This is a genomic window from Caldimicrobium sp. SLHALR3, assembly GCF_058692735.1.
Genome location: NZ_CP182484.1, coordinates 390582 through 402630, shown reverse-complemented (window position 1 = coordinate 402630; position 12049 = coordinate 390582). Strand labels below are relative to the sequence as shown.

The window sequence follows — 12049 nt, the reverse complement described above, 5'->3', positions numbered from 1 at the left end:
TATTAATGTATAGCCTCCTATTTAGTTTTTTAAGAACAAAAGAAGCAAAACCTGTCATCAGGCTTATTTTTGAATTTCATAGACTCCTACAGCTTTAATATAGTCTATAAATCTTTTGTAAGTTGGATGATGAGAAAGCGTTTTGGAGTTACCAATACAAATAAGCTTTCTTTTTGCCCTTGTAATAGCAACATTTAGTCTTCTCAAATCATTTAAAAATCCAATCTCCCCCTCTTTATTTGAACGCACAAAAGAGATAATAATTACCTCTTTTTCTCTTCCCTGAAAACCATCAACAGTATTAACCTCAATCTTCAGGTTCTTTTCCAAAAACATCTGTTTAATTCTTTTTACCTGAGCTGCATAGGGAGTGATAATCCCTATATCTTTTTTATCTACTCCCATTTTTAAAAGCTCTTCCACAAGGTTTAAAACAAGCTGAGCTTCGCAAGGATTTTCATAAGAAGTTGAACCTTCAGGCTGATGTTCTTCTGCATTTATTTCTGAGGTGTCTAAAAAGGATATAGCCTCATCTGGAGCCAGAATTTTTGTAAATCTTTTAGGAGACTTAACTTTAAAGTCTGCCAAGGTTTGATTTTTTACTGCTTCTGCAGGTTTTAAAAGTCCACCATAAAACTCTTTGTTTGGGAATTCCATAATTTTTTCGTTCATTCTATATTGAATCTCAAGCATAACAGAAAGTTCTGGGAATCTTTTTATAAGTTTTTCAAACAGAGTGTTTTCAAGCTCTTTTGCTTCTTCACTAAGAATTGTGGGAGGAAGCTGTTTATGATCTCCTGCAATATAAAACTTTTCAGCCTTCATAATAGGAATAAGAGTTGAAGGCTCTATCTGCTGACTTCCCTCATCAATGACCGCAACATCAAAGTGAATATTTTTTAAAAATTCCGAATGAGCCATTGAATTGGTTGAAAGCACCACATCAGCAGAGAGAATCAATTCTCTAAAAATGCTTTCCTCCTTATCTTTTAAAGCTTTAATCCTTCTATCAATCTCCTGATTTAAAATCAACCAGTTTGCCATGGATTTGAGAGTACTTGGAGAAATTCCTCTTATCTTTTGCCTCTTTTTGCCAAAGTAAATTATTTCCTCATCACTCAGTCCTCTTCTTATTTTTGGAACAGGTTTGACAAACTTGTTCCTTTTCTCAATCAAATTTCTCACCTCAGTCCATCCCTTCTGTATGTTTTCAAACTCTGGATGCTTTTCAAAAAGGGCAAAGATAGAAAATCTCTCCAGCTCTTCCATTACCCTTGCAGGATGCCCTAATCTTACCAGTTTAACCTCAGGGTATTTTGAAAGATTTAAAATAAGATTATCCACTGCAATATTGGAATCAGCTGCCACAAGCACCTTTTTACCCTCTCTTACCAGCTGAACAATAAGTTCTGTTAAAGTGCGTGTTTTTCCTGTTCCAGGGGGTCCATGTATCAAAAAGAAATCCTTTGCTCCCAGAGCTTTTTTAACTGCTTTTAACTGAGTTTCGTTTAGATTAGAATCCAAAGGAGCAAAATCTTTTTCCTGAGTTGCTGATGGCTTACTTAGTCCTATGAGGATATTTCTAAGAATTCTCTGCCTGCCTTCTGCATGCCTTAAAATTTCAAGATTTTCTTCCATCCTTCTATAAGTCACATCATTTACATAAAGATCTATCCTGATTCCTTTTTTATAAAGCCACTGAGGAGGTCTCTGCTCAAATGCCACAGTAACGGTTTTCTCTGTAAGTCTAAAAACAGTTCCTACAAGATTGCTTTTAAGAGGATTTCCTTTACTTACGAGAACCACATCTCCTGTTTTTATCTCTGTTTCAATGGGTTTTTCCCTTGAAAACCTTACCAGATAAAGATGAAATTTCGTTCCTGCCTTAAATCCTCTTAGATTAAGAATAGCTCTTCCAAAAAGCTCTCTTTCCTTTCCAGAAAGTTTTTTAATCTCTTCTTCCTGAGTCTTTATTTCAGCTATCCTTTCAAGATTAATAAGAGTTTTAAACTTTTCTACATACTCATGAACCTTCTTTATTTCTCTTACGGTATTTTTATCTGGTATAAGATGAGGGTAAAAATTGCACAAAGACTCATCTTTTAGGTAGATAAGAGCAGAGTAATTAGCCCAAAAAATCTTTTCTATTTCATTCAGTTTAATCCCTAAGCTTTTTAGAGCTCTTTTAAAGGTCTTTTCATTTAAAATTCCCGGTATAAGTAAAGGCATTTTTAAAATTTTAATACAGAAATAAATAAAATTTATAGGATTAAGCTTGCTTAATTTTAAAAGTGGTTTTATATTGAAAACATTATGAAGCTTCCCAATAAAAAAGGTTATTTTGGAAAATTTGGTGGTCGTTTTGTTCCAGAAACTCTCATTCCTATTTTATACGAGCTTGAAAAGGCTTATTTTCAAATAAAAAAGGATAAGTCTTTCTGGAAGGAATGGAAGGCGATTCTTCAGGAATATGCAGGAAGACCCACTCCACTTTACTATGCAGAAAATTTTTCCAGATACCTTGGTGGGCACATAAAGGTTTATTTAAAAAGAGAGGATCTTTTGCACACAGGTGCTCACAAGCTAAACAATACCATCGGTCAGGTTCTTCTTGCTAAAAAAATGGGGAAAGAGCGCATTATTGCAGAAACAGGTGCGGGTCAGCATGGAGTTGCCACTGCCACAGCCTGTGCACTTCTTAACATGAAGTGCGTAGTTTATATGGGAGCAAAAGATACAGAAAGACAGGCTTTAAATGTATTTCGTATGAAACTTCTGGGAGCTGAGGTTGTTCCAGTTTACTCAGGGACTCAAACTTTAAAAGATGCCATAAACGAAGCTTTAAGAGATTGGGTTACCAATGTAAGAAACACCCTTTATGTAATAGGCTCAGTTGTTGGTCCCCATCCCTATCCCATGATGGTAAGAGACTTTCAGAGCATTATAGGAGAAGAAACAAAAAAACAAATACTAAAGAAGGAAGGAAGACTTCCAGATGTTATATTAGCCTGTGTTGGTGGCGGTTCAAATGCCATGGGAATTTTTTATCCCTTTTCTAAATATAAAGAAGTAAGGCTTATAGGGGTTGAAGCAGCAGGTCATGGACTTAATTCAGATTATCACTCAGCTACCCTTTCTGTAGGTGAGCCAGGAGTTCTTCACGGTATGCTAACCTATCTTTTACAAGACAAAGTGGGACAGATAAAAGGAGCTCATTCCATTGCTCCAGGGCTTGACTATCCAGGAGTTGGTCCTGAGCACTCCTATTTTAAAGAAACAAAAAGAGCAGAATATGTATCCGTAACTGATGAAGAAGCCTTAGAGGGATTCCAGATTCTTTCCGAAACAGAAGGTATAATCCCAGCACTTGAGCCTTCTCACGCCATAGCCTATCTTGTAAAAATTGCCAAAGATTTACCAAGAGGTAGCATAGTTGTGGTTAATCTCTCCGGAAGGGGAGACAAGGATGTAATAGCTGTAAAGGAATACCTTGAGAAAAACAGCTAAGGAACATGAAAAAGGGAGCAAAAACAATAGAAAATTTAATAAAGATAAAAAAAGAAAGAGGAGAAGTTCCTTTTATTCCCTATATAACCTGCTGGGATCCTGATCTGGAGACTACAGAGGCTATTCTTTGGGAACTTGCAGAAGTAGAGCCTGCCTGTATTGAACTTGGATTCCCTTTCTCTGATCCAGTAGCAGATGGACCAACTATTCAAAAAGCAGTAGTAAGGGCTTTAAAAAATAAACCTACCTTTGATGCCTTTTTCGAATTTATAAAAAAACTCAATCAAAAAAATTATCCAATCCCTCTTGTTTGCATGACCTACTACAATATTATTTATCGTTTCGGACTTGAAAATACTGTTAAATCTGCCCTTGATTCAGGACTTTCAGGATTTATCATTGCAGATCTTCCTATAGAGGAAGCCTCTCCCTGGTTAAAGGCAAACAAAGGAAAAGGACTTGCTACCATATTTTTAGTTGCTCCTACCTCTTCAGAAGAAAGAATTAAAAAAATTGCCAAGGTTTCTTTAGGATTCCTTTATTATATCTCTTTAACAGGGGTTACAGGAGAAAGAGAAAAGCTTCCCGAAGATGTTATAAGCCGTTTAAAACTTGTTAAAGAACTTTCAAGTATTCCAGTGGCAGTTGGATTTGGAGTTTCAAAAAAAGAACATGTAGAAATGCTTTCTCCCTATGCAGATGCAATTATCATCGGAAGTGCCATTGTAAAAATCGTTGAAGAGAAAGGGAAAAAGGCTCCCTCTGAAATTAAAAGGTTTCTCAAAGCTTTAAAATGAAACTTCTCAAGGTAAAAACAAAACCTTCTTATGAGATTTTAATCAAAGAGAATCTTTTAGAGGAAATTCCCAAGGATTTAAAAGAAAATTTTGATTTTGGAAAAATTGCAGTTATTACAGATAGTAAGGTAGAGGGACTTTATGCAGAGAGAATTTTAAAGGCTTTTGAAAAAGCCAAAATAAAAGCAGAAGTTTTTTCTTTTCCCGCAGGTGAGAGTTCAAAAAACATAAATACAGTTGTTGAGCTTGCAAGAAGGCTTGTTCAGAAAAATTTTGATAGGAAAGATATGATTTTAGCTCTTGGAGGAGGTGTTGTAGGCGATATAGCAGGTTTTCTTGCAAGTATATACTTAAGAGGAATCCCTTATATTCAAGTTCCTACCACTTTACTTTCTCAGGTTGATTCCTCAGTTGGTGGGAAAACAGGAGTTGATCTTCCAGAGGGTAAAAATCTTATAGGAACTTTCTATCAGCCAGCAAAAGTATATATTGATCCACTTGTATTAAAAACACTTCCTGAAGTAGAAATAAAAAACGGACTTGCAGAAGTTATAAAATATGGATGCATTTTAAAGAAAAAACTTTTTGATTTTATCAGAAGAAAAGGAAAAGAAATCTATAAACTCAATCCAGAGGATGTTGAGTATATAATTTATGAAAGTTGTTCAGCCAAAGCTTATGTTGTATCAAAAGATGAAAAGGAAAGTGGGTTAAGAAGAATATTAAACTTTGGGCACACAATTGGGCACGCTATAGAAACCGAACTAAATTATACTATTCCTCATGGGCTTGCGGTTTCAGTGGGAATGGCTATTTCTGCAAAACTTTCAGAAATTTTTGGTATAGCAGAAAAAGAAGTCTCAGCACCGCTTATAAAACTTCTTAAAACACTTGAAATGCCCTATAAAATCTCTCAGATTTCAGAAAAGCTTGACTTTAAAAATTTGCTTTCCCATATTAAAAAAGATAAAAAGGTATGGAAGGGAAAACTTACCCTTGTTCTTCTTCAAAAAATAGGAAAGGCTAAATTTTACGAGGTTTCATCCTTTGAAGAATTAGAAGAAGCAATTTCTAAAATTTTAGAAAATACTGAATAATTTAGCAAATTTATTTCTTCAAGAAATTCAAGTTTTTTAGGAGAAAGCTTCATATACTCTTTAATTTTTTCTAAGGGTATATCAATTTTCATCAAGGCTTTTAATTTTTGTAATTTTTGGAGGTTTTCAACATCGCGTTTTACCCCATATAAATTAACTGCAACACCTCCACATAAAAGATATCTAATTTTGTTTAGATAAAGAAATTTTAAAATTCTTCGCATGTTTAAAATTTATTTTAATAAACATTTGAAAAAAATTGAAGCTTTGCTAAAATCAAAATCAATGGGTAGTAACTTAGAGCCTATTTTAGAAAACTTTAAAGATTACACATTTTACAAGCTTTCAGCCTCAGGGAATGATTTTATCGTAATTTTGAATTTTGAAGACAAATTCAGTTTAGAAGAAAAAAAACTTTTAGCTCAAAGGCTTTGTAGGTCCAAGTTTTCAATTTCAGCAGATGGTCTTATTTTTCTTGAAAAAGCAAAAGAGAAAGGGGCATCTTTTTCCTGGCATTTCTTTAATTCTGATGGAAGTGAAGCTGAAATGTGCGGAAACGGTGCAAGATGCGTGGCAAGATTAGTAGAAGAACTTGGTCTTTTTAAAAGCCCCTTTTATTTTGAAACAAAAGCAGGTCTTATTTACGCTGAAGTTAAAGGAAAAAGAGTAAAAATTGCACTTACTTCCCCTAAAGATCTAAAACTAAATCTTGTTGTAAGAACGGATTTTGATTGGTTTCTTGTTCATTATGTAAATACAGGTGTTCCCCATGTAGTCATTTTCTGGGAAGACATTAACTCAGCTCCTGTAGAAAAGATAGGTCCTAAAATAAGATATCATGAAATGTTTAAGCCAGCTGGAACAAATGTAAATTTTTTGGAAGTGGTTACCGAAGAAGATAAAAAGTATTTGAAAATAAGAACCTATGAAAGAGGGGTTGAAGCAGAAACCCTTGCCTGTGGAACAGGAAGTGCAGCAGGGGCATATATAGCTTACAAACTTGGATTAGTTGGAGAAAAGATAGATGTTTTAACCAAGGGCGGAGAAATCCTAACTGTTTATATTGAAGATAAAAACAATAAAATATATTTAGAGGGAGATACAAGATTTATTTGCGAAGGTAAAATAAAAGAAGATGCAATTTTATAAAAATCAATATTATAAAAATTGTTTTTATTATCCCTAAGTTTCGGCACTAAAGATTATCCTTTCCTTGTCTCCGAAGGTTTTATAGAGAGATGGGTTTTATGTTATAAGAAAAAGGGAATTGCATAATCCCATTACCTTTTAACTTCTTGATTTTTTTTCTTTTTGAGAGATATTTAAGATGAAAGATGAGTCTTCAAAAAGATGTTAAAGGGAAAATTTACTATCAAAGCGAATTTGGTGATATAACGATAATTCATGATGATTTCTTAGAAACTTCCTTTATTCAAGAAAACTCTATTGATTTAATTATTACTTCTCCACCATATAATGTAGATATTCATTATAATTCCTTTAGCGATGATATTCCCTATGAGAAATATCTTGAATTTACCGAAAAATGGTTAAAAAAGGCATATTTATTAAGCAAGAATGATGGAAGATTATGTTTAAATATTCCTTTAGATAAAAGTAAAGGAAGAAAAGAGGCAGGATTTCAGAGTGTATATGCAGATATAGTAGCTATTGCAAAGAATGTAGGATGGAAGTATTTTTCTACGATAATTTGGAATGAAGGAAATGTTTCAAGAAGAACGGCTTGGGGTTCTTGGCTAAGTGCAAGAGCACCATATGTAATAGCGCCAGTAGAAGTAATTATAGTATTTTACAAAGAAAATTGGTCAAAATTAAATAAAGGGATTTCAGATATAACTAAAGAAGAATTTATGGAATGGACTAACGGATTGTGGAGTTTTTCTGGAGAAAAAAGAACTAAAATAGGACATCCTGCTCCCTTTCCTCTTGAATTACCTAAGAGATGTATTAAGCTTTTTAGCTATGTTGGAGATACTGTACTTGACCCTTTTTTAGGAAGTGGAACAACCTTAATCGCTTGTGCTTTATATAATAGAAAAGGAATTGGAGTTGAAATTGATGAAAAATATTGTGAGTTAGCAAAAAAAAGAATTTTAAAAGAAGTGTTTAAGAAACAAAATTTATTATGGAGTAGAATAAAAATTGCGAAAGAAATTAAGGTGTAAAAAAGAACTTTTTGAAAAGTTGGAAGAAATTTATGAAAATATAGTTAAAGAAGAAGAATTTCAAGAAGACTGGATAAAGGCGTTAGAAAATTTTGATGAAATAACTGAAAACAAATTAAAATTGATTTTAAAAGAATTTTATCCTGTGCAAAAAAGTAGAGATCAGGCTTGGAAATCTTGTAGAGGATTGCTATATGAAAGGGTAGTTTTTAAAACTTTAAAACAGATTATTAATAAAGATGATGAATTGAAAAAGAAATTCGAAGTTATTACTGGAGAAGAGGGAGTTAAAGAAGAATTTCTTAAAGAACAAATTGTAATTAGAAATTGGAATGAAATATGGCCAGATGCAGATATATTGCTTATTAATAAGAAAGATTCACGAATAAAAGCAATTATCTCCTGTAAAACCAGCTTGAGAGAACGATTAACTGAAACAGCTTTTTGGAAAAGAGAGATTGAGGAAAGGCATGGTTCCAAGATTTTTGTTATTTTTATAACAAGCGATAAAGATGAAGAGTTAAAAAACGAGACCAATCGTTACATAATTTTACATGTTATTGATTACACTTTTATTACAAATAAGAAAAAATATGAAGAAATTCATAAAACTTTTGAAAAAAGGTATGCTAATAAAGAAGACTTCTCTATTTTACAGGAAAAGATTAGACCTATAAGCGAATTTGGTGTGGTTTTAAAAAACTTAAAATAAGCAAGAATTTCTTAAAAAGGAGGGAAATAGCAATGAAATTAGAAGGCTCCATTGTAGCACTTGTAACTCCTTTTAAAGATGGAAAGGTAGATGAAAACTCATTAAGAAATCTGATAAAATGGCATTTAGAATCTGGAACGCATGGAATACTTGTTCTTGGAACAACAGGAGAGGCTCCAGCTATTGATTTTGAAGAGAGAAAAAGAATAATGGAGATAGCATTAGAAGAAGCAAAAGGGAAAGTTCCTTTAATTGTAGGAACAGGCACGAACAATACCAAAAAGGTTCTTGAATACACCAAGCTTGCAGAGGAGATGGGATTTGATGCAGCACTAATAGTAACTCCCTATTATAACAAACCTTCGCAAAATGGGCTTTATGAGCACTATAGCTACATTGCAAAAAACACCAAAATTCCCATTATACTTTATAATGTTCCTGGAAGAACAGGGGTTAACCTACTTCCTGAAACAACAGCTAAACTTGCTCAGATTGAAAACATAGTAGCCATAAAGGAAGCCTGCGGAGACATAAAACAGGTTTCAGAACTTCTCCTCAAGTGTCCTAAGGATTTTACTATTCTTTCTGGGGACGACTTTACAGCCTATGCAACGGTTATGCTGGGAGGAAAGGGAGTGATTTCAGTTGCAGCAAATGTTGTTCCAAAGGAGATGGCTCAACTTATGAAATCAGCTTTAAATGGAGAAGTAACAAAAGCTCAGGAGCTTAATCTAAAGCTCTATCAGCTTTACAAAGCCATGTTTGTTGAGACAAATCCTGTTCCAGCCAAAACTGCTCTCTGGCTTATGGGAAAAATTGAAACCCCAGAAGTTAGAATGCCACTTGCTCCACTTACTGAAAAATCTTTAGAAACCTTAAAAACTGTTTTAAAAGAAACTTACAATTTAATTTAATGTTCCACGTGGAACAATTTTTATAATACCAATTTAATTGTTTCTGGAATAAATTTTACAATTTCTGAGATTTGGGTTGAAGGATCAGGGTTTGAAAGCTTTCCTGCGAATCTGTTTATTTTAGCTCCCAAAATGCAGGCTTTTTCTATTTCATATCCTATACCCATGTTTGGAGGATTACCAAGTTTTTGAAGGATAGGTGCTAAAATTCCAATAACTAAGCCTACTGAAATAATTCCCCAACGCGTGGCAAAAAAGTTCTTTAATCCATTCATAGCTACCCCTACAAAAATTATTTAGCTTAATTTTATTTAATTAATTTTTTTAGCTGATAAGTCAAATTGATTGTATCAATTGAAAATCTTTAATTAATAAATATTTTCTATAAGCTAAAGACCAAGATAATTTTTCCAGGATTCTGGATTTAAAAGTTTTATCTCTTTTCCCTTTACCTCAAGAAGCCCTTCATCCTTGAATTTCTGAAAAAGTCTTGAAAGTGTTTCAGGAGTTACTCCAAGAAGAAGGGCAAGTTGCGACTTGCTGAGGTTCAGATTAAAAACCGGTTTTTTCCCTTCTTTTGATAAATCCCATAGATAGCTTAAAAGCCTTTCTCCAGCTTCTTTTAATGTTAAATTTTCTATCTGTTTTACGAGAGTTTTAAGTTTTACGGCAAAAAGTGCCATAATACTTAAGGCAATTTCAGGTTTTCTCTGGATCAGGTTTAAAAATTTCTTCCTTTCAAAAAAGGCAAGGCTTGTCTTTGTAAGGGTCTGGGCATAGGCTGGATAAGTATCGGCTCCTCCAAGAACAATTTCAGCAAAAATATCACCTGGTCCCAGTATGTGAATTATTTGCTCCCTTCCTTTGGGAGAAATTTTGTAAATTTTTACCAATCCTTCTAACACGAGGTAAAATCCCAGAGCCTTTTCCCCTTCTTCAAAAATTTCCTGATTTTTTTCAAAATTTAAACTTATTCCAAGATCTGCTATTTCAGAAAGTATGTCCTTAGGCAATCCCTGAAAAAGGGAGCTTTTATTTAAACTTGCCAAGATTTTTTCTTTTTCTTTCATTGCTGTGTTCCACGTGGAACACATTTAATTTAAAGCAAAATTTGATCTACATCAAGGAAAAATAAAAAGAACGATTTTAAAATTTATATTAAGAAAAATTCTAAAAATAAAAGAGGAGGTAGAGGTTATGTTTTGTAATCAGTGTGAACAAACAGCTAAGAGTTTTGCCTGTACTGTAAGGGGAGTTTGTGGTAAAACCCATGAAACGGATGTGTTGCAGGACCTTCTAATTTATGTTTGTGCTGGCCTTTTAGAGGTTGCACTTGAGGCAGAAAAAAAGGGAATGAAAAAAGATGAGGTGGATTTTTTCCTGATGGAGGCAATGTTTTCAACTTTGACCAATGTAAATTTTGCCCCGGAAAGAATTAGAGCTTATATTGAGAAAGCAGTAAACTTAAGAGAAGAATTAAAGCATGAGGCTAAAGTTGAGGTCACATCCCCCTGGGCCAATTATAAGCCAGCTAAAGATATGGAAATTCTCATTAAGGAGGCAGAAGAAAGGGAGATTGAGCCCAATGTTTTAAAAGAGGAAGGAGAGGACATTGCAAGTCTTAAATTGACCATTCTTTATGCCTTAAAAGGAATTGCTGCCTATGCTTATCATGCCGAAAAGCTTGGAGTAAGAAATGAAGAGGTTTATCGGGCCTTCAAAGAACTTCTGGTGAACATTTACAAGGATAAAACTTCAGATCTTAGGACCTGGGTGGAAAGGGCCCTTGAGGCAGGAAAAATAAATCTTCTTACCATGGAGGCACTTGATAAGGCTAATACCTTTGCCTTTGGTCACCCTGTTCCTACCAAAGTGCCCCTTGGTGCTAAGGCTGGAAAGGCCATCCTTGTCTCTGGACACGACTTAAAAGACCTCTACGAACTTCTCAAACAGACAGAGGGTAAGGGAATTTACATCTACACTCATGGAGAGATGCTTCCAGCTCATGGTTATCCTGAACTCAAGAAATTCCCTCATCTCTATGGCCACTATGGCACAGCCTGGCAGAACCAGCAAAAGGAATTTGAGGTCTTCCCTGGCCCCATCGTGATGACCACCAACTGCCTTATGCCTCCCAAGGATTCTTACAAAGACAGGGTCTTTACCCTCGGACCTGTGGGTTATCCAGGAGTGAAGCACCTTCCTGATGAAGACTTTACACCTGTTATTAAGATGGCCCTACAGATGGAGGGTTTCAAGGAGGATGTCCCTGGAAAGGATATTATGACTGGTTTTGCAAGGAATGCTGTACTATCGGTGGCTGATAAGGTGATTGAGCTTGTTAAGGCTGGCAAAATCAGACACTTTTTCCTCGTAGGTGGCTGTGACGGAGCAAAGCCCGCAAGAAATTATTATACCGAGTTTGTGGAGAAGGTGCCTCAGGATTGTCTCGTACTTACCCTTGGATGTGGAAAATTCAGATTCTTTGACAAGGACCTTGGAACCATTGAAGGTATTCCCAGGCTTCTTGACATTGGACAGTGCAATGATGCCTATTCAGCCATTCAGATTGCTCTTGCACTTTCCAGGGCATTTAATGTAAAGATAAACGAACTTCCGCTTTCTTTAGTGCTTTCTTGGTATGAACAAAAAGCTGTAGCCATATTTTTAACCTTACTCTATCTGGGAATAAAAAATATTAGACTTGGACCGAGTATACCTGCTTTTCTGAGCAAGAATGTAACTAATTTTATTGTTGAAAAATATAGTTTAAAACCAATTACTACTCCAGAAGAGGATATTAAAGCAATACTTGGAGAATCTAAACCTTAGGTTG

General features: G+C 34.6%; 11 protein-coding genes and 1 pseudogene. 8 read left to right on the top strand and 4 right to left on the bottom strand.

Going from position 1 to position 12049, the window contains the following annotated elements; translation table 11 throughout:
* Positions 1–63: 63 nt before the first annotated feature.
* Complete coding sequence (locus ACLGLP_RS02175; RefSeq protein WP_492113302.1) at positions 64–2229, bottom strand: IGHMBP2 family helicase; 2166 nt, start codon at positions 2227–2229, stop codon at positions 64–66.
* 84 nt (positions 2230–2313) lie between these two features.
* Here ACLGLP_RS02175 and trpB point away from each other — a divergent pair, with 84 nt between their 5' ends.
* The 3 genes from trpB to aroB are packed head-to-tail and all read left to right on the top strand — an operon-like array spanning position 2314 to position 5401.
* The gene (gene trpB, locus ACLGLP_RS02170; protein WP_492113301.1) at positions 2314–3507 is read left to right on the top strand and encodes a tryptophan synthase subunit beta; all 1194 of its coding nucleotides are present in this window, start codon (positions 2314–2316) and stop codon (positions 3505–3507) included.
* A gap of 5 nt (positions 3508–3512) precedes the next feature.
* Positions 3513–4304 (top strand): tryptophan synthase subunit alpha, encoded by a 792-nt coding sequence (trpA, locus tag ACLGLP_RS02165; RefSeq protein WP_492113300.1) that lies wholly within the window; start codon positions 3513–3515, stop codon positions 4302–4304.
* Complete coding sequence (aroB, locus tag ACLGLP_RS02160; RefSeq protein ID WP_492113299.1) at positions 4301–5401, top strand: 3-dehydroquinate synthase; 1101 nt, start codon at positions 4301–4303, stop codon at positions 5399–5401. Before trpA ends, aroB begins: the two co-directional genes overlap by 4 nt.
* On the opposite strand, the gene ACLGLP_RS02155 is transcribed toward aroB, so the two are convergent.
* On the bottom strand, positions 5335–5625 hold the full coding sequence (locus ACLGLP_RS02155) for a hypothetical protein (protein WP_492113298.1): 291 nt from the start codon (positions 5623–5625) through the stop codon (positions 5335–5337). The genes aroB and ACLGLP_RS02155 overlap by 67 nt on opposite strands.
* Before the next feature lie 61 nt (positions 5626–5686).
* Between ACLGLP_RS02155 and dapF the strand changes: the two genes are divergently transcribed.
* The 4 genes from dapF (at position 5687) to dapA (ending at position 9213) form a co-directional block, all read left to right on the top strand.
* Complete coding sequence (gene dapF / locus ACLGLP_RS02150; protein ID WP_492113297.1) at positions 5687–6550, top strand: diaminopimelate epimerase; 864 nt, start codon at positions 5687–5689, stop codon at positions 6548–6550.
* 185 nt (positions 6551–6735) lie between these two features.
* A complete protein-coding gene (locus tag ACLGLP_RS02145) occupies positions 6736–7587 on the top strand; it encodes a DNA-methyltransferase (RefSeq protein ID WP_492113296.1) in 852 nt (283 codons plus the stop codon).
* Complete coding sequence (locus tag ACLGLP_RS02140; RefSeq protein WP_492113295.1) at positions 7565–8299, top strand: BsaWI family type II restriction enzyme; 735 nt, start codon at positions 7565–7567, stop codon at positions 8297–8299. The genes ACLGLP_RS02145 and ACLGLP_RS02140 overlap by 23 nt, the downstream gene beginning before the upstream one ends.
* A 32-nt stretch (positions 8300–8331) precedes the next feature.
* Positions 8332–9213 carry a 4-hydroxy-tetrahydrodipicolinate synthase gene (dapA, locus tag ACLGLP_RS02135; RefSeq protein WP_492113294.1) on the top strand — a complete coding sequence of 294 codons (882 nt, stop codon included), beginning with the start codon at positions 8332–8334 and terminating at the stop codon, positions 9211–9213.
* A gap of 158 nt (positions 9214–9371) precedes the next feature.
* Here the strand turns inward: dapA and ACLGLP_RS02130 are convergent.
* Together ACLGLP_RS02130 and ACLGLP_RS02125 are read right to left on the bottom strand one after the other, a co-directional pair.
* Positions 9372–9488, bottom strand: a pseudogene (locus ACLGLP_RS02130) (YedE family putative selenium transporter); the annotation flags it as partial.
* Between the two features lie 114 nt (positions 9489–9602).
* Entirely contained in the window at positions 9603–10283 is a 681-nt protein-coding gene (locus ACLGLP_RS02125) for a Crp/Fnr family transcriptional regulator (RefSeq protein ID WP_492113293.1), read from the bottom strand.
* Positions 10284–10410: 127 nt separating this feature from the next.
* On the opposite strand from ACLGLP_RS02125, the gene hcp reads away from it, so the two are divergent.
* Positions 10411–12045: a hydroxylamine reductase gene (hcp, locus tag ACLGLP_RS02120; RefSeq protein ID WP_492113292.1), complete on the top strand. Its 1635-nt coding sequence runs from the start codon at positions 10411–10413 to the stop codon at positions 12043–12045.
* The last annotated feature ends 4 nt before the right edge of the window (positions 12046–12049 follow it).

Bases quoted from the DNA above. Each gene is read 5' to 3' on its own strand.
- ACLGLP_RS02175 (WP_492113302.1), bottom strand. From the start codon at position 2,229: ATGCCTTTACTTATACCGGGAATTTTAAATGAAAAGACCTTTAAAAGA.
- trpB (WP_492113301.1), top strand. From the start codon at position 2,314: ATGAAGCTTCCCAATAAAAAAGGTTATTTTGGAAAATTTGGTGGTCGT.
- trpA (WP_492113300.1), top strand. From the start codon at position 3,513: ATGAAAAAGGGAGCAAAAACAATAGAAAATTTAATAAAGATAAAAAAA.
- aroB (WP_492113299.1), top strand. From the start codon at position 4,301: ATGAAACTTCTCAAGGTAAAAACAAAACCTTCTTATGAGATTTTAATC.
- ACLGLP_RS02155 (WP_492113298.1), bottom strand. From the start codon at position 5,625: ATGCGAAGAATTTTAAAATTTCTTTATCTAAACAAAATTAGATATCTT.
- dapF (WP_492113297.1), top strand. From the start codon at position 5,687: ATGGGTAGTAACTTAGAGCCTATTTTAGAAAACTTTAAAGATTACACA.
- ACLGLP_RS02145 (WP_492113296.1), top strand. From the start codon at position 6,736: ATGAGTCTTCAAAAAGATGTTAAAGGGAAAATTTACTATCAAAGCGAA.
- dapA (WP_492113294.1), top strand. From the start codon at position 8,332: ATGAAATTAGAAGGCTCCATTGTAGCACTTGTAACTCCTTTTAAAGAT.
- ACLGLP_RS02125 (WP_492113293.1), bottom strand. From the start codon at position 10,283: ATGAAAGAAAAAGAAAAAATCTTGGCAAGTTTAAATAAAAGCTCCCTT.
- hcp (WP_492113292.1), top strand. From the start codon at position 10,411: ATGTTTTGTAATCAGTGTGAACAAACAGCTAAGAGTTTTGCCTGTACT.